A 14,861-nucleotide genomic window follows, 5' to 3' on the forward strand; every position below is an offset into this window, starting at 1 on the left:
TAGTGACAAGGCTCGCTTGTCGCCTGTCCAAAACGTCAGTTAAGCCGCCCCAGCCTCTCCACCAGCAGTGCGAAAAAGCCGTCATGGTCGATGTCGCGCATCACCATGGCGTTCTTTGCCCGCTTGGTCACGCCCCACCAGTCGATCACGGTCATGCCCATGGTCAGTTCCGAGGCCGTCTCGATGCTGACGTTGCAGTTGCGGCCCTTGAACAGGTCCGGCCTCAACAGGTAGGCGATGACGCAGGGGTCGTGCAACGGCCCGCCGTCGGTGCCGTACTTCTCCTCGTCGTAACGCTCGAAGAATTCGAGCATGTCCGCCGTGGCGATGCCGACCTTGCTGCCAAGCTTGCGGAAGGCTGCGATGCGCTTGGACGTGGTCAGCGCCTTGTGGGTGACGTCGAGCGGCATCATCACGATCGGGATGCCGGACTTGAACACCAGATCGGCGGCCTGTGGATCGACATAGATGTTGAATTCGGCGGTCGGCGTGACGTTGCCGCCTTCGAAGAAGCCGCCGCCCATCAGCACGATTTCCTTGATGCGCGGTCCAATGCGCGGTTCGCGGATCAATGCCAGCGCTATGTTGGTGAGCGGCCCGAGCGGGCAAAGCGTGATAGTGCCGCTCTCCTCCTTCATCAGCGTCTGGACAATGAAATCGACGGCATGCTGCTCCTGCAGCTTCATCGTCGGTTCCGGCAGTTGCGGCCCGTTGAGACCGGTCTTGCCATGCACTTCCTCGGCGGTGACCAGTTCGCGCGCCAGCGGACGGATGGCGCCGGCATAGACCTTGATATCGGGCCGGCCGGCCAGTTCGCAGATCTTGCGGGCGTTCTTTTCGGTCAGTTTCAGCGGCACGTTGCCGGCAACGGCGGTAATGCCGATGATGTCCAGTTCGCTACTGCCGAGCGCCAACAGAATGGCGACGGCATCGTCCTGGCCGGGATCGGTGTCGATGACGATCTTGCGTGGTTGGGGCATTTCAATTCCTTGTTTGGCTGGCCATCAACTCACCGGGCCGATCGTGCGCCCGAAAGACGCCAACCGGCTGCAAGCCGCCGAACCGCTTGACGGGGAACGGTCCCGGCCTGCGCGCTTCTCCTTGCATCCGCGCGTCGTTTCAAGCGCCATGTCGAATATTCCTGTGAGTCCACGATTGGTCTTTTTGGGCGGGTCTTTTGGTGGCTTGAACTTCGCCGCGGGGCGGACCATATCAAGGCCATCGGGAAAAATGCCATTTGGGTTTTTCCAGTTTATGTCGCTCTTGAGAGGACAGTGTAACATGAGCCGAATGACGCCTTTCTCCAGCCCGCTTCTTCTGGGTTTCGACGCCATGGAAAAGACCCTGGAGCGTCTGGCGAAGTCCGGCGACAGCTACCCTCCCTACAACATCGAGCGCCTCAGCGGTGCCGACGGCAAGGCCGAGAGGCTACGCATTACGCTCGCCGTCGCCGGTTTCGCCGAAAGCGATCTCGATGTGACAACGGAGGAAAACCAGTTGGTCGTGCGCGGCCGTCAAACCGACGACACCGAACGCGAATTCCTGCATCGCGGCATTGCCGCACGCCAGTTCCAGCGCTGCTTCGTGCTGGCCGACGGCATGCGCGTGATCGCGGCAGAGTTGAAGAACGGCCTTTTGTCGATCGATCTCGATCGGCCGGAGTCCGAACGGCTGGTACGAAAAATAAATATATCGGTGAAAGACTGATCTTCACTGATGGCTCTTATGCGGGATGGCCTTGAGCGGCGTCCTCGCGCCAAGGAGGCTTGAAATGACCAGAACTGACGAAACCATCACTATGACCAGCGGCGAATTCGCCCATCTCGGCGAGGGCTCGGTCGCCTATCTGCGCAAGGTCTCGAGCGACGAACTGCTCGGCCGGTTCCCCAACATCGGCGAAATCGCGCCCGGTATGGAGCTGTGGGCTCTGTTTGGCGCCAACGGCCAGCCGATCCTGCTTTCCGATGCGCGTGACCGTGCCCTGGCCGGCGCCATGGAAAACGACCTGACCACCGTCGCCATTCACTAAGGCGGGCGGTTGACGGAAACGAAAGGGCCGCTCACTGCGGCCCTTGGGGCGATATCTTAAAAAGGATGGCTTCAGGCCGCGTGCGAGGCCTGCGTGTCCGACAAAAGCGCGTGGATCGCCGTGGCATCACGCGTCCCCCTGATCTTGGCCACAGTGTCGGCGTCGCGCAGCACGCGCGCGATGCGCGACAGCGCCTTGAGGTGATCGGCACCCGCCCCTTCGGGCGCCAGCAGCAGGAACACCAGATCGACCGGTTGGTCATCCAGCGATTCGAAATCGACCGGCGTCTCCAGCCGGGCGAAAACGCCGGCGATGCGTTTCACGCCGGCGAGCTTGCCGTGCGGGATGGCGATGCCGTTGCCGACGCCGGTCGAACCCAGGCGTTCGCGCTGCAGGATGGTGTCGAACACCTCCCGTTCCGGAATGCCCGAAATCGCCGCTGCCCGCTCGGACAGCAATTGCAGAAGCTGCTTCTTGGAGTTCGCCTTCAACGCCGGCAAAATCGCCGGAACGCTGATAAGATCGCTCAGATCCATGCTTGAAAATCCTTGTTCGCCTGCCGCGCCAGTCCCCACCCCTCGTGCGGCCGGCTTTTATCCCTGTGCGACTTTGGTCGTGGACGGATCGATCCAGCCGATGTTTCCGTCGGGCCGGCGATAGACGATGTTGAGATGGTCGGTTCCGGCATTGCGAAAAACAACCACCGGACTGTCCTTGGTATCGAGCTCGATGACCGCCGACGCCACCGACATGGTCTTCAGCGTCATGGTCGATTCTGCGACGATGGCCGGTGCGAAATCCTCCGGGATCTCCTCATCGTCATCGGCAAGCGGTGCCATCACGGTATAGGCAATGTCGGTCAACTCGCCATTGGCATTGCCCGAATTGTGCGATTTCAGACGGCGCTTGTAGCGCCGAAGCCGGGTCTCCAGCCGATCGGCGGCGGCCTCGAAGGCGAGCGTCGGATCCTGGGCATCGCCCGTGGCCTGCAGCGAGGCGCCGGAATCCAGCCGAATCATGCAATCCGCCGAATAGCGCGAGCCCGACTTGATGACGGTGACGTGTCCCGCGAAGCCGCGATCGAAATATTTGCCGATCGCTTCGCCGACACGATCGTTGATGCGTGTGCGGAACGCATCGCCGATATCCATGTGCTTTCCCGATATGCGCAGATTCATCTGAAAACTGACCTTCCTTGCTCAGGCTTCAAACTGGCCCGAGTTTATACTCGTGATCCGTGCGCACAAGCTTTGCGGCGTCACTCGCGCCGATTTAAATCCGAACTTTCCGGTTGATCACAAGCCGCCTTCTTGACCGTCCCGGGTCATTGTCGTGACGGACCATCCGCTAGCGGGCATCAAGCCCATCTCATGCGGGCGGGCTTCTAGCCACTTCACCGTGGCTTGTCAATGTAACTCGAAAACTGTGGAAATCGCGAACGCCTAGCGGCCGGCGCTGGCGAGCGCCCGCTTCTCGCGCCGGCGTTGCACCGACGAGGGAATATTCATGCCTTCCCGGTACTTGGCGACCGTGCGCCGGGCGATATCGACGCCGCTTTCCCTCAGCATGTCGACGATAGCATCGTCCGACAGCACATCGACGGGCTTCTCCTCGTCGATCATTTGCCTGATGCGATCACGCACCGCTTCGGAGGAATGCGCGTCGCCGCCGCCCGAGGCCGCGATCGAGGCGGTGAAGAAATAGCGCAGCTCGAACACGCCGCGCGGGGTGAGCATGTATTTGTTCGCGGTGACTCGGCTGACCGTCGATTCGTGCATGCCGATGGCGTCTGCCACCGTGCGCAGGTTGAGCGGCTTCAGATGGCGTACGCCATGGACGAGGAAAGCGTCCTGTTGGCGCACGATTTCCGAGGCCACTTTGAGGATCGTCTTTGCTCGCTGGTCGAGGCTGCGTGTCAGCCAGTTGGCGTTCTGCAGGCACTCGGCCAGGAAGTCCTTCTCCGCCTGGTTTTTCGCGTGCGGCGATACCTGGGCGAAATAGATATGGTCGACCAGCACGCGCGGCAGCGTTTCGGCATTGAGTTCGACGGTCCAGCTGCCATCATTGGCAGCCCGGACCTCGACATCGGCGACGATGGCGTCGCTCGCGCCGCCCGAAAACGCCATGCCCGGCCGTGGGTCGAGCGCCCGGATTTCGGCCAGCATGTCGAGCAAATCCTCCTCGTCGACGCCGCAGAGCCGCTTCAGCGTCTGGAAATCGCGCCGCGCCAGCAGTTCCAGATTGGCGACCAGGGCCTTCATCGCCGGATCGAGCCGATCACGCACGGCAAGCTGCAGGGAAAGGCATTCCGCGAGATCGCGGGCAAACAGGCCGGCCGGTTCGAAGGTCTGGCATACGGCCAGCACCTTGCCCACCGCCACGCTGTCGATGCCAAGCCGCGCGGCGATCTCCGCCAGATCGGCCCTGACATAGCCGGTCTCGTCGAGCCCGTCGGTCAGCTCTCCGGCGATCAGCCGCCCTACGGGATCGGTGAAGGCGAGTGCGATCTGCTCGCCGACATGGTCGCGCAGCGTGATCGCGCTCGCCGCCATGTCGCCGGCATCGAGCCCCTCGGACGAGGAGCCGCCGCCACTGCCCGAAGCCGATTTCCATTGCGCCGTCAGGTCGGGTCCGAGCCGTTCGCTGGTGCCGGGATCATCGGGAAACAGGTTTTCCAGGGACGCATCGAGCTTTTCCGAGATCGCCTCTGCGCTCCATGCCGTCTCGTTCTCGAACCAGTCGCCATCGGGGGCCGCTTGCGGCTCTGCCTCGGGCTTCTGCGCCTGATCGCTCGCGGCATCGTCCTGCGGCTCGGCGCGCTCCAGGAGCGGGTTGCGCTCGATCTCCTCGTCGATGAAATGCTCGAGCTCGGCATGGGTGAACTGCAGCAGCCGAATCGACTGCATCAGCTGCGGCGTCATCACCAGCGACTGCGACTGTCGGAGCTGTAGTTTCGCCGCTAATGCCATGGTTCGGTTTCAAACGCCTCCTCTACGCGTCCGGACTTCCGGAATGAATTTCCCAGCCGGCCATAGAAACTGGCCCGGCTTTTGCTTGTCAAGGCAAAGCCTAGCAAAACTCGCTTACCGGAGCGTTATTCCGGATCAAAATCGCGGAAAACAGGTCGTCGGCGCGTAAAAAATCGTATCAGGAAACAAATTTCACGCTGAGAGCGATTTCAGGAGCCGGGAAAGAATGGCTTTCCGATCGGAATTCCGTGAAAAAAGAGACGGGGGCGGTTCGCCGTCTCAGACAGTGAACGTCTCAGAGCGTGAAACCCTCGCCGAGATAAAGCCGCCGCACGTCGGCATTTGCCACCACTTCGTCGGCGCGGCCATGGGTCAGCACCTGGCCGGCATGGATGATATAGGCACGGTCGATCAGGCCGAGCGTCTCACGCACATTGTGGTCGGTGATGAGGACACCGATGCCGCGTGCCGTCAGGTGACGCACCAATTGCTGGATGTCGGCGACGGCGATCGGATCGATGCCGGCGAAGGGTTCGTCGAGCAGCATGTAGGCCGGGCGCGTCGCCAGAGCGCGCGCGATTTCCAGGCGCCGCCTTTCGCCGCCCGAGAGCGACATGGACGGCGCCTTGCGCAGATGGCTGATGTGAAATTCCTCGAGCAGTTCGTCGAGGTTGCGCTCGCGGACCTTGCGATCCTTTTCGACCACTTCGAGCACGGCGCGGATGTTCTGCTCGACATTGAGGCCGCGGAAGATCGAAGCCTCCTGGGGCAGATAGCCGATGCCGAGGCGCGCGCGCCGATACATCGGCATCGAGGTGACGTCGAAGCCGTCGATCTCGATCGTGCCTTCATCCACCGGCACCAGGCCGGTAACCATGTAGAAACAGGTCGTCTTGCCGGCGCCGTTGGGGCCGAGCAGCCCGACGGCCTCGCCGGCGCGCACGCCCAGCGTGACGCCGCTGACGACCTTGCGGCCCTTGTAGCTCTTGGTCAGACCCTTGGCGATCAAGGTTCCCTTGAATTTCGCCTTGTCGGCAGTGACGGTGGCCGGAGCCGAAAGCTTGCCTGCGGCCCGTCCCGGGAGACGCGCCGTCAGCGACGACAGGCTGACCATCAGGGGTTCGTCGCTCCCGATTTCGACGCATCCGATTTCGGCGGGGGTGTGATCGACATCTGGACACGCTGCCCAGCGCATGGATCGACCTGGGCGAGCCCGCTTTTCATCTGCACGGTGAGCTTGCAGCCGACCAGGACGTTGTCGTTTTGCGACAGGACGACCTTTTTGCCCGAAAGCACCAGCACCTGGCTCTTCATGTCGAAGCTGCCCTGATCGCCGGTCGCGACCTGCTGATCCGATTTGATGTAGACCTTGTCGGAAATCTCCAGGTGATCGATGTTGGCCGAACCGGTCATGGCTGCCGCCCCGGCGGCTTCGGTACCCTTCGTACCCGCGTTGGGATCCTTGACGTAGTAGACCATCATCTTGCCGGCCTTCATCAGCGTCGGCCCCTGGACGACGGTGACATTGCCCGTGAAGATGGCGACACTGTCGGCCTGGTGGACTTCCAGCTTGTCGCTTTCGATCTGGATCGGCTTGTCGCCGGCCAGCTTGAGACCCGACACCTGGCTGGCCGCCCCCGACTGCGCCAGCGACGGCGCCAGGCTGAGCAGGAACAGCGCCGAAGTCGCGGCCGCAAGCCGTGTCGAACTAGTGAGCCACATTCGCTTCTTCGCCCTTTGCCTCAGCCGCCTTCAGAACGGCGGGATCGATATTGACACGAACTTTGTTCTCGAACACCAGGATCTTGCCATTGTCCTGGACCGACATCGAATCCGCCGTGATCTGCGACCCGCCACGGCTGACATCGACGGGATCATCCGTCTTCATAGTGCCTTTGCCCATGTCGAGGAAGACCGATTTGAACTTGGCCTGCATGCCGTCGGTCGTGGTGATGGTGACGTCGCTGTTCAGTTTCATCGTATTGCCATCGCGATCGTAGGTGCCGCGCGAAGCTTTTACCGCCGCGACATTGTCGGGAGCGATCGGCACCTTGGCGTCGATGCCTTCGAGTTCGATGATGCCTTGCGTGCTCACATCCTGTATCGCCCGCAGCGCCGTCATCGAATAGGGCTGCTTCAGCTTGGTGAAACCATTGAGTTTGGGATTGGCCATCACCAGCTTGCCGTTGGAGAAGGCGGTACCTTCCGCCTGTACCGCGACGGAAACAGGGGCGGCGAAATAGGAATAGACCGGGAAGGCGACGGCGATCAACGCGGCGGCCAAGGGCACGGCGAATTTGAGCACGCGCACGCGGCGCGAATGGCGCTGGGCGCGGTCGAAAGCCTCGCCCCGCGTCCAGCCATCCGCCGGGAGAGCCAACTCCGTCTCCGGGCTGGTCGGTTCATTCGGTCGCGCTAACATGACTGCTTTCTTCTAAAACCCCGCCCCGGGAGCACCGCCTATAGGTGGGACGCCAGCGCCCTCACGCAAGCACAAGCCGACGAAAACCGCAAAAATGTGACAGCTGCCATTGCACAAACGAAACCCGGGTCGGCGCAACAGCCAGTGCTTCATAGCAGAAATAGACGTGTTTGCGTCTTTTTTCATCACCGAAGTTCTTCCCACTTACCTTGCGTCGCTCGTACAGGCCAGTCACAAAACAGACAACATGTGGACCGTCGTGCGCGGATTGCCGCGCCATGTGCGGACGGAACTGCTTCCCGATGAAGACATCATGGTCTAAAAGCGTCTCTTCCCGCTGACTGTGAGGCTGACGATGGCATTGAGAGCCGACGACCTGATCGACCGCCGCCGCTTGCGGCGCAAGCTGACTTTCTGGCGCGTTGCGGCCTTTGGCATCGTGGCGCTCGGGGTGATTATGCTGTCGGCCTGGTTCTATGGCGACGATTTCGGCGGCTCCGCCATCGACCACATCGCCAAGGTCAGGATCGAAGGCACCATCACCGAGGACGACGAACTGATCAAGCGGCTGGAGACCATCCGCCAGTCGCCGAAAGTAAAGGGCGTGATCCTGGTGGTCGATTCTCCTGGCGGCACGACCGTCGGCGGGGAATCGATCTACGAGGAGGTGCGCAAGCTCGCCGCCGACAAGCCTGTCGTGGCCGAGGTCGGCACGCTCGCCGCGTCGGCCGGCTACATGATCGCCAGCGCCGCCGACCATATTGTCGCCCGCAAGACCTCGATCGTCGGCTCGATCGGCGTGCTGATCCAGTATCCTGACGTCAGCGGCCTGATGGACAAGCTCGGCGTCAAGCTGGAGGAGGTTAAATCCTCGCCGCTGAAAGCCTCCCCCTCGCCCTTCAAGCCGACCAATGACGACGAGCGCGCCATGGTCCGCAAGCTCATCCTCGACAGCTACGACTGGTTCGTCGGCATCGTCGCTGAACGCCGCAAGATGACCCACGAACAGGCGCTGGCGCTCGCCGACGGTTCGATCTTCACCGGCCGCCAGGGTGTTGCCAACGGGCTGATCGACGCCGTCGGCGGCGAATCCGTGGCGATCGACTGGCTGGCGACCAAGGGTGTCGACGCCAAACTCAAGGTGGTCGAGTGGAAGGACACGGAACGGCGCGGCGGTTTCCTGTTCTCGAAGGCGATGGCACACACGATCGCCGGCGCGCTCGGCCTGCCGGACTCCGGCGGCGACGTCATCCACGAACTTGGCGCCGACCGCTTGTTTCTTGACGGTCTCGTTTCCGTCTGGCACCCTTGAGACGCGTTGGGACAGCTGAAAAAGCAAATAAAATCATCCTGATAATTTTGGCCGAACTGCTTTCACGGGGACCCGTCTGATGATCAAGTCCGAGCTTGTGCAGATTATTGCCACGCGCAATCCGCATCTTTTCCTGCGCGACGTCGAAAACATCGTCGGCGCGATCTTCGATGAAATCACCGACGCGCTTGCCGAGGGCAACCGGGTCGAATTGCGCGGTTTCGGCGCTTTTTCGGTGAAGAATCGACCCGCCCGCACCGGCCGCAACCCGCGCACCGGCGAATCCGTCGAGGTCGAGGAGAAATGGGTGCCGTTCTTCAAGACCGGCAAGGAACTGCGTGAAAGGCTGAACGGCGGCAAGTAGCCGGACGACCTTGTCCCGGCCCGCTTGCGACGGAAATTATCATGCTCAATCGTTTCATGCTCATCGTGGTCTTCGTGCCCCTGGCGATCATCCTGATCGCCTTGGCCGTCGCCAACCGCGAACTCGTCGCCTTCACGCTGGACCCGTTCAACCCCGGCAATCCCAAGCTGACGCTGACCTTGCCGCTGTTCATCTTCCTGTTCCTGGCGCTCGCCATCGGCATGATCGTCGGCAGCCTGGCGACCTGGGTCAAGCAGGGCCGCTACCGCAAGCTGGCGCGCCAGCGCGGCGTCGAGGCCGAAAACCTGCGCCAGGCGGTCCGCGCGCCTTCAATGCCGCAAGCCCCGGTCCAAGGATCGGCCCAGGGGTCGGCCCAGGGGTCAGCATTGCCGAAGCCCACCAATTGAAGCGCCGGCCGGCCCATTTCTTTTCACGGAGCTTTTCATGCTGACCATTTCGGCGGCGGAGGTCGATCGTGCACTGACCTTTCCTGGACTGGTCGAGACGCTGCGCGCGGCTTTTCGCGAGGGCGCGGTGCAGCCAGTCAGGCATCATCATGCGGTCGAAAGGCCCGACGGTGCGGCGTCGACCCTGCTGCTGATGCCGGCCTGGACCGATTTTCACGCCGCGGGCGGTTCCGCCGGCGGCCATATCGGCGTCAAGATCGTCACCGTCTCGCCCGACAACAACGCGATCGGCAAGCCCGCGGTGATGGGGCTCTACCTCCTGCTCGATGGCGGCACCGGCGAACCGGAAGCGCTGATCGACGGCCAGCGGCTGACGCAGTGGCGCACGGCCTGCGCCTCGGCGCTCGCGGCATCCTATCTCGCCCGCGACGATGCCTCGCGGCTGCTAGTGGTCGGCGCCGGCGCGCTGTCACCCTTCCTGGCCAAGGCGCACAGCGCCGTGCGGCCAATCAAGACCATCCGCATCTGGAACCGTACCCCGGCCAACGCCGAGAAAGTCGCGGCCGAGCTGCGCGCCGAGGGCTTCGCGGCCAGCGCCGCGACCGATCTCGATGCCGAGCTTGGCCAGGCCGACATCGTCTCCTCGGCGACAATCACCACCACGCCGCTGATCAAGGGCGCACTGCTGCGGCCAGGGACCCATGTCGATCTGGTTGGCGGCTTTACCCCGACGATGCGCGAAAGCGATGACGAGGCGATCTTGCGTGCCCGCGTCTATGTCGACACCCGCGCCGGCGCCACCAAGGAGGCCGGCGACATCGTCCAGCCACTGGCCTCCGGCGTGCTGAAACCGGAAGCCATCGTCGCTGACCTGCACGAACTGACGCGCGGCCAGAAGCAAGGCCGCGGTAGCCCTGACGAGATTACGCTGTTCAAGTCGGTTGGCGCAGCACTCGAGGACTTGGCCGCCGGCATTGCCGTCTACAAGGCGCTCAGAGGCTAGCTCAAGCGAGTTTGGCGCCCATCGCCCCTGCGATCAGGGCGAAATCGGCCGCGCCACAAAGGTGCGGACCGAAATCCCGAGATCATCGGCCAGCACCCGCCCGCTCACCGGCCAGCGGTGCCGGCGCAGCGACTTGATCAGATCGAGCAGGCGTTCGGAACGGGACATGGACGACGATAAGGGCCAGGGCTGAGGCAACGGCAAGTGGCGACGGTTAGGAACGGCTTCGGCCCGGAACCGTTGTTGCGTCATGCGAATACATGGCTTCCTGCTGTTCTGGTCTGTCTTGACCGCCACCATCGCTGCGCTCAGCCTCGGACCGTCCTTCGCCCATGTCCTGGAATCGGCGCCCCGGCTCACCCGGTGGTCCCCGGCGCTTTGGCGCGAGGCGACCGTTTTCAATGGCCAGTTCCTGCTCTTCGCAATCGTTGGCGCGCCGCTGGATGTCGCGGCGGTCGCCTGCCCGGGACTGCTGGCATGGCTGCTGCGCGAGGATCGGTCGGCGTTCTCGTTCGCACTCGCCGCCACCTTGCTCTATGCGCTGTCCCTCGTGCTTTGGTTCGTTCTCGTCAAACCGGCCAACAACGTTCTCGCCACCTGGGTGCCAGGCCCGATTCCCGACAATTTCGAAGCCATACGGCTGCGCTGGGAGACCGGCCACATGGCGGTCACGGCAGCCAAGGCTGCCGGTTTCGTTTCGCTGCTTGTCGCCCTGCTTTCGATCGGGCGTGGCTGAGCCGTTCGCAATCGCAATGTCGCGCGGGTTTGTTGCGCCGATGGGCATAGCTGTGGCAGAAGCGGGCCGAACCGCCGGAGAAGCTGCCTCTTGAAGTCTTTTCGCGACAAACGCCGCGACGGCCGACCGCACCCAGCGAAGAGCGGGACCGTAGAGCCGCGCCCCACCGAGAATCGTTCCGCGGTCAAGCCAGATCCCAGGCCGCGCGAACAGCACAATGTGAAACCGGAAAACCAGCCGAAATCCGCGCCGCGCATCCTCGCCCGCCGCGAAGGCGCGCTGCCCGCTGAGCAACTTCCGGTAATTCTCGAAGTAGCTCCCAACGCGGATTACGCGCTGCTCGACAGCGGCGCCGGCCAAAAGCTCGAACAATACGGCCCCTACCGCATCGTGCGCCCGGAGGGCCAGGCGATCTGGCAGAAGGCCCTGCCGGCAAGGGACTGGGAGCGCGCCGACGCGATCTTCACCGGCGACACCGACGAGGAAGGCATCGGCCGCTGGCGTTTTCCCAAGACACCGCTCGGCGAAACCTGGCCGATGAAGCATGACGGTATCGACTATCTCGGCCGTTTCACCTCGTTTCGCCATGTCGGCGTCTTTCCCGAGCAGGCTTCGCACTGGGACCATATGGCGGGCTTGATCGTGGCGGCCGGGCGGCCGGTCAAGGTGCTCAACCTGTTCGGCTATACCGGCCTTGCCTCTCTGGTGGCCGCGCGCGCGGGCGCGGAGGTCACCCATGTCGACGCCTCGAAGAAGGCGATCGGCTGGGCGCGCGAGAACCAGGAGATGGCCGGCCTTGGCGCCAAGCCGATCCGCTGGATCGTCGACGACGCGGTGAAGTTCGCCGAGCGCGAGGAGCGTCGCGGCAGCCGCTACGACATCATCCTGTTCGATCCGCCGGCCTATGGCCGCGGCCCCAAGGGCGAGGTCTGGCAGTTGTTCGAGGACCTGCCTGATCTGACGGACCTCTGTCGCTCGATCCTGACCCCAAAGCCGCTTGCCGTGGTGCTGACCGCCTATTCGATCCGTGCTTCCTTCTTCGCCATCCACGCTCTGATGCGCGACACCTTCGCCGGTATCGGCGGCAAGGTCGAATCGGGTGAGTTGATCATCCGTGAAAAGTCCGCCGGCCGGGCGCTTTCGACTTCACTGTTTTCGCGCTGGGTGGCTTGACATGAACGAACGGCACGCCGGCGCGCCTGGCCAGGTGAAGGAAGTCACCAGCCTCGCCAACCCGCTGGTCAAGGACATCAAGGCGCTCGCCTTGAAGAAATTCCGCGACCAGCAGAACGCCTTCATGGCCGAGGGGCTGAAGCTGGTCATCGACGCGCTCGACTTGGGCTGGCAGATCAGGACACTTGTTTTCGCCAAGGCCGGACGCGGCAACGCGGCCGTGGAAAAAGTCGCGGCGCGCACGGTTGCAGCCGGGGGTACCGTGCTCGAAGTGTCGGAAAAGGTGCTTGTCGCCATCACCCGCCGTGACAATCCGCAAATGGTGGTCGGCGTCTTCTCGCAAAAATTCCTGGCCCTGAAGGACATCCGTGCCGACAATGGCGACGTCTGGGTGGCGCTCGACCGGGTGCGCGATCCCGGCAATCTCGGCACCGTCATTCGCACGGTCGATGCCGTCGGCGCCAAGGGCGTCATTCTGGTCGGCGACACCACCGATCCGTTTTCCGTCGAGACGGTACGCGCCACCATGGGATCGATCTTCGCCGTGCCAGTGGCGAAGGCAACGACCGAAGCATTCCTTGCCTGGCGCGGCGGCTTTTCAGGTCTCGTCGCCGGCACGCATCTGAAGGGCGCGGTCGATTACCGCTCGGTCGATTTTTCCCGCGGGCCAGTACTTTTGATGATGGGCAATGAGCAACAGGGCCTGCCCGAAAGCCTGACGGCAAGCTGCGACAGGCTGCTCAGGATTCCGCAGGCGGGCCGTGCCGATTCGCTCAATCTCGCGGTCGCCACCGGCATCATGCTGTTCGAGATCCGGCGCGGCGCGCTGAAGCTCGAACCAATCCCGGACCAGCAATGAGGGCTGCCCAATCGTGAAATCATGGTCTCCCTACGCACTGCTCGTCATCGTCGCCATCGCGCTCGACCAATGGATAAAGGCACTGGTCGAGGCCGGCCTGCCCTTCCAGGAAAAGCTCGACCTCCTGCCCTTCCTGGCACTGTTTCGCACCTATAATACGGGCATCGCCTTCTCGATGTTCTCCTCCTTCGGCGACACCGGCCTCGTGGTCATCGCCGTGCTGGTCGTGGCTTTCGTGCTTTACCTCGCCACGCGGACGCCATCGGGCCACGTCATCACCCGCATCGGCTTTGCGCTGATCATCGGCGGCGCGGTGGGCAATCTGATCGACCGTGCCGTCTACGGCCATGTCATCGATTACATCCTGTTCCACACGCCGGTCTGGTCCTTCGCCGTCTTCAACCTTGCGGATGCCTTCATTTCCGTGGGCGCGGCACTGGTCGTCTTCGACGAACTCATCGGCTGGCGGCGTGAACCGAAACCTTCGAACGCCAAGCCTTCCAAAGATTGACCCCAAGCGGCCATCGCCGCACAGTCAGACGCCAAGCAAGTTCGCGGAGAGAAAGATGACCGAAACCTTCAAAGCCATCCTCGTTTCGCGCGATGCCGAAAAAAAACAGTCGGTCGCCGTGACCGATCTCACCGACGCCGATCTGATGGAGGGCGACGTCACCGTCGCGGTCGAGGCGACGACGGTGAACTACAAGGATGGACTGGCCATATCGGGCAAGGCGCCGGTGATCCGCCGATGGCCGCTGGTGCCGGGCATCGACCTTGCCGGCACCGTCATCTCCTCTTCCAATCCCGAGTGGCGCAAGGGCGACAAGGTCATCCTGAACGGCTGGGGCGTTGGCGAAACCCATTTCGGCGCCTATGCCGGGCGCGCCCGCGTCAAAGGCGACTGGCTGGTGCCTCTGCCGGAAGGCATGAGCGCGCATGATGCCATGGCGGTCGGCACCGCCGGCTACACGGCCATGCTCTGTGTCATGGCGCTGGAGCGGCACGGCATCCTGCCCGATCGCGGCCCTGTCGTGGTGACGGGCGCCGCCGGCGGCGTCGGTTCGGTCGCGGTCTCGATCCTGTCCAGCCTCGGCTACCATGTCATCGCCTCGACCGGCCGCAATGCCGAAAGCCCTTATCTGATCAACCTTGGCGCCGCCGAGGTGATATCGCGCGACGAGCTCAACCAGCCTGCCAAGCCGCTCTCCAAGGAGCGCTGGGCCGGCGGCATCGATTCGGTCGGCAGTCACACGCTGGCCAACGTTCTGTCGATGACCTCCTATGGCGGGGCGGTCGCCGCCTGCGGCCTGGCCGGCGGCATGGATCTGCCGTCGAGCGTCGCTCCCTTCATCCTGCGCGGTGTCTCGCTGCTCGGCATCGATTCGGTGATGGCGCCGAAAGCCGTACGCCTCGAGGCCTGGCAGCGCATCGGCGCCGATCTCGATGTCGACAAGCTTGCCAGCCTGTCCACGACCATCGGCTTCGACGGCATCATCGGTGCGGCACACGACATCGTCGATGGCAAGATCCGCGGTCGCGTCGTCGTCGACATGTGATCGACACAGGGATCGCAGGCGCCGGACAGAA

At 63.2% G+C, this 14,861-nt stretch carries 18 protein-coding genes and 1 pseudogene; 11 read left to right on the forward strand and 8 right to left on the reverse strand.

Features of this window, described 5'->3' with window-relative positions; translation table 11 throughout:
* Positions 1 to 35: 35 nt before the first annotated feature.
* On the reverse strand, positions 36 to 980 hold the full coding sequence (locus LB543_RS07370; RefSeq protein ID WP_224613618.1) for a nucleoside hydrolase: 945 nt from the start codon (positions 978 to 980) through the stop codon (positions 36 to 38).
* 301 nt (positions 981 to 1,281) lie between these two features.
* Between LB543_RS07370 and LB543_RS07375 the strand changes: the two genes are divergently transcribed.
* Both LB543_RS07375 and LB543_RS07380 read left to right on the forward strand, forming a co-directional pair.
* Entirely contained in the window at positions 1,282 to 1,707 is a 426-nt protein-coding gene (locus tag LB543_RS07375) for an Hsp20 family protein (RefSeq protein WP_013893014.1), read from the forward strand.
* Positions 1,708 to 1,771: 64 nt separating this feature from the next.
* On the forward strand, positions 1,772 to 2,029 hold the full coding sequence (locus tag LB543_RS07380; RefSeq protein WP_015315721.1) for a DUF1150 family protein: 258 nt from the start codon (positions 1,772 to 1,774) through the stop codon (positions 2,027 to 2,029).
* Between the two features lie 71 nt (positions 2,030 to 2,100).
* Here the strand turns inward: LB543_RS07380 and ptsN are convergent, their stop codons facing one another.
* The 6 genes from ptsN to lptC all read right to left on the reverse strand — a co-directional run bounded on the left by ptsN (position 2,101) and on the right by lptC (position 7,420).
* Positions 2,101 to 2,565 (reverse strand): PTS IIA-like nitrogen regulatory protein PtsN, encoded by a 465-nt coding sequence (gene ptsN, locus LB543_RS07385; protein ID WP_010911486.1) that lies wholly within the window; start codon positions 2,563 to 2,565, stop codon positions 2,101 to 2,103.
* A gap of 57 nt (positions 2,566 to 2,622) precedes the next feature.
* Positions 2,623 to 3,207 carry a ribosome hibernation-promoting factor, HPF/YfiA family gene (hpf, locus tag LB543_RS07390; protein WP_027143036.1) on the reverse strand — a complete coding sequence of 195 codons (585 nt, stop codon included), beginning with the start codon at positions 3,205 to 3,207 and terminating at the stop codon, positions 2,623 to 2,625.
* A gap of 264 nt (positions 3,208 to 3,471) precedes the next feature.
* The gene (gene rpoN, locus LB543_RS07395) at positions 3,472 to 4,998 is read right to left on the reverse strand and encodes an RNA polymerase factor sigma-54 (protein ID WP_224613619.1); all 1,527 of its coding nucleotides are present in this window, start codon (positions 4,996 to 4,998) and stop codon (positions 3,472 to 3,474) included.
* Between the two features lie 295 nt (positions 4,999 to 5,293).
* Positions 5,294 to 6,112 (reverse strand): LPS export ABC transporter ATP-binding protein, encoded by an 819-nt coding sequence (gene lptB / locus LB543_RS07400; protein ID WP_224613620.1) that lies wholly within the window; start codon positions 6,110 to 6,112, stop codon positions 5,294 to 5,296.
* Complete coding sequence (locus LB543_RS07405; protein ID WP_140756259.1) at positions 6,112 to 6,720, reverse strand: LptA/OstA family protein; 609 nt, start codon at positions 6,718 to 6,720, stop codon at positions 6,112 to 6,114. The genes lptB and LB543_RS07405 overlap by 1 nt, the downstream gene beginning before the upstream one ends.
* The gene (gene lptC, locus LB543_RS07410) at positions 6,707 to 7,420 is read right to left on the reverse strand and encodes an LPS export ABC transporter periplasmic protein LptC (protein WP_224613621.1); all 714 of its coding nucleotides are present in this window, start codon (positions 7,418 to 7,420) and stop codon (positions 6,707 to 6,709) included. Before lptC ends, LB543_RS07405 begins: the two co-directional genes overlap by 14 nt.
* A 355-nt stretch (positions 7,421 to 7,775) precedes the next feature.
* On the opposite strand from lptC, the gene sppA reads away from it, so the two are divergent.
* The 4 genes from sppA to LB543_RS07430 all read left to right on the forward strand — a co-directional run bounded on the left by sppA (position 7,776) and on the right by LB543_RS07430 (position 10,506).
* On the forward strand, positions 7,776 to 8,732 hold the full coding sequence (sppA, locus tag LB543_RS07415) for a signal peptide peptidase SppA (RefSeq protein ID WP_224613622.1): 957 nt from the start codon (positions 7,776 to 7,778) through the stop codon (positions 8,730 to 8,732).
* A 79-nt stretch (positions 8,733 to 8,811) separates the two neighbouring features.
* Entirely contained in the window at positions 8,812 to 9,096 is a 285-nt protein-coding gene (locus tag LB543_RS07420) for an integration host factor subunit beta (protein ID WP_006200394.1), read from the forward strand.
* A 41-nt stretch (positions 9,097 to 9,137) separates the two neighbouring features.
* Positions 9,138 to 9,503 (forward strand): DUF1049 domain-containing protein, encoded by a 366-nt coding sequence (locus tag LB543_RS07425; protein ID WP_140756265.1) that lies wholly within the window; start codon positions 9,138 to 9,140, stop codon positions 9,501 to 9,503.
* 37 nt (positions 9,504 to 9,540) lie between these two features.
* On the forward strand, positions 9,541 to 10,506 hold the full coding sequence (locus LB543_RS07430; protein ID WP_140756267.1) for an ornithine cyclodeaminase family protein: 966 nt from the start codon (positions 9,541 to 9,543) through the stop codon (positions 10,504 to 10,506).
* A gap of 60 nt (positions 10,507 to 10,566) precedes the next feature.
* Here LB543_RS07430 and LB543_RS07435 read toward each other — a convergent pair.
* Positions 10,567 to 10,674 (reverse strand): annotated as a pseudogene (locus LB543_RS07435) (transcriptional regulator); the annotation flags it as partial.
* 82 nt (positions 10,675 to 10,756) lie between these two features.
* Here LB543_RS07435 and LB543_RS07440 point away from each other — a divergent pair.
* The 5 genes from LB543_RS07440 to LB543_RS07460 all read left to right on the forward strand — a co-directional run bounded on the left by LB543_RS07440 (position 10,757) and on the right by LB543_RS07460 (position 14,830).
* A complete protein-coding gene (locus tag LB543_RS07440) occupies positions 10,757 to 11,242 on the forward strand; it encodes a DUF1772 domain-containing protein (protein ID WP_224613623.1) in 486 nt (161 codons plus the stop codon).
* Positions 11,243 to 11,332: 90 nt separating this feature from the next.
* Positions 11,333 to 12,415 (forward strand): class I SAM-dependent rRNA methyltransferase, encoded by a 1,083-nt coding sequence (locus LB543_RS07445; protein WP_140811553.1) that lies wholly within the window; start codon positions 11,333 to 11,335, stop codon positions 12,413 to 12,415.
* Between the two features lies 1 nt (position 12,416).
* On the forward strand, positions 12,417 to 13,274 hold the full coding sequence (locus LB543_RS07450; protein WP_140811554.1) for a TrmH family RNA methyltransferase: 858 nt from the start codon (positions 12,417 to 12,419) through the stop codon (positions 13,272 to 13,274).
* Positions 13,275 to 13,287: 13 nt separating this feature from the next.
* On the forward strand, positions 13,288 to 13,785 hold the full coding sequence (gene lspA, locus LB543_RS07455) for a signal peptidase II (protein ID WP_140756275.1): 498 nt from the start codon (positions 13,288 to 13,290) through the stop codon (positions 13,783 to 13,785).
* A gap of 55 nt (positions 13,786 to 13,840) precedes the next feature.
* Entirely contained in the window at positions 13,841 to 14,830 is a 990-nt protein-coding gene (locus LB543_RS07460; RefSeq protein ID WP_224597294.1) for an MDR family oxidoreductase, read from the forward strand.
* The last annotated feature ends 31 nt before the right edge of the window (positions 14,831 to 14,861 follow it).

It is taken from the genome of Mesorhizobium sp. ESP7-2 (assembly GCF_020164715.1).
Classification (GTDB): domain Bacteria; phylum Pseudomonadota; class Alphaproteobacteria; order Rhizobiales; family Rhizobiaceae; genus Mesorhizobium.

Coding starts and splice junctions, on each gene's coding strand:
- lptC (WP_224613621.1), bottom strand. CDS start 7,420: ATGTTAGCGCGACCGAATGAACCGACCAGCCCGGAGACGGAGTTGGCT.
- rpoN (WP_224613619.1), bottom strand. CDS start 4,998: ATGGCATTAGCGGCGAAACTACAGCTCCGACAGTCGCAGTCGCTGGTG.
- LB543_RS07425 (WP_140756265.1), top strand. CDS start 9,138: ATGCTCAATCGTTTCATGCTCATCGTGGTCTTCGTGCCCCTGGCGATC.
- LB543_RS07420 (WP_006200394.1), top strand. CDS start 8,812: ATGATCAAGTCCGAGCTTGTGCAGATTATTGCCACGCGCAATCCGCAT.
- LB543_RS07450 (WP_140811554.1), top strand. CDS start 12,417: ATGAACGAACGGCACGCCGGCGCGCCTGGCCAGGTGAAGGAAGTCACC.
- LB543_RS07370 (WP_224613618.1), bottom strand. CDS start 980: ATGCCCCAACCACGCAAGATCGTCATCGACACCGATCCCGGCCAGGAC.
- LB543_RS07440 (WP_224613623.1), top strand. CDS start 10,757: ATGCGAATACATGGCTTCCTGCTGTTCTGGTCTGTCTTGACCGCCACC.
- LB543_RS07460 (WP_224597294.1), top strand. CDS start 13,841: ATGACCGAAACCTTCAAAGCCATCCTCGTTTCGCGCGATGCCGAAAAA.
- sppA (WP_224613622.1), top strand. CDS start 7,776: ATGGCATTGAGAGCCGACGACCTGATCGACCGCCGCCGCTTGCGGCGC.
- LB543_RS07375 (WP_013893014.1), top strand. CDS start 1,282: ATGAGCCGAATGACGCCTTTCTCCAGCCCGCTTCTTCTGGGTTTCGAC.
- ptsN (WP_010911486.1), bottom strand. CDS start 2,565: ATGGATCTGAGCGATCTTATCAGCGTTCCGGCGATTTTGCCGGCGTTG.
- LB543_RS07405 (WP_140756259.1), bottom strand. CDS start 6,720: ATGTGGCTCACTAGTTCGACACGGCTTGCGGCCGCGACTTCGGCGCTG.
- hpf (WP_027143036.1), bottom strand. CDS start 3,207: ATGAATCTGCGCATATCGGGAAAGCACATGGATATCGGCGATGCGTTC.
- LB543_RS07430 (WP_140756267.1), top strand. CDS start 9,541: ATGCTGACCATTTCGGCGGCGGAGGTCGATCGTGCACTGACCTTTCCT.
- lptB (WP_224613620.1), bottom strand. CDS start 6,112: ATGGTCAGCCTGTCGTCGCTGACGGCGCGTCTCCCGGGACGGGCCGCA.
- LB543_RS07380 (WP_015315721.1), top strand. CDS start 1,772: ATGACCAGAACTGACGAAACCATCACTATGACCAGCGGCGAATTCGCC.